We start from the raw sequence: 388 nt of genomic DNA on the forward strand, positions 1-388 counted from the left end.
TGGCCCGTCAGGTCGGCGTGCCGGCGCTGGTGGTGTTCCTGAACAAGTGCGACATGGTCGACGATCCGGAACTGCTCGAGCTGGTCGAGATGGAAGTGCGCGAGCTGCTGTCGAAGTACGACTTCCCGGGCGACGACATTCCGATCGTCAAGGGCTCGGCGCTGGCGGCGCTGGAGAACTCCGATCCGAAGCTCGGCCACGACGCGATCCTCGAGCTGATGAAGCAGGTCGACGCCTACATCCCGCAGCCGGAGCGTCCGATCGACCAGCCGTTCCTGATGCCGGTCGAAGACGTGTTCTCGATCTCGGGCCGCGGCACCGTGGTGACCGGCCGTGTCGAACGCGGCGTGATCAAGGTCGGTGAGGAAATCGAGATCGTCGGCATCCG

Annotated in this window: 1 protein-coding gene; it reads left to right on the top strand. The window is 64.9% G+C overall.

What is annotated here, in order from left to right:
• Positions 1 to 388 (top strand): GTP-binding protein (locus DNX69_RS25310; protein WP_234827079.1); only part of this gene is annotated, 388 nt, incomplete at both ends.

The organism is Rhodopseudomonas palustris (genome assembly GCF_003226555.1).
Lineage (GTDB): Bacteria > Pseudomonadota > Alphaproteobacteria > Rhizobiales > Xanthobacteraceae > Rhodopseudomonas > Rhodopseudomonas palustris_I.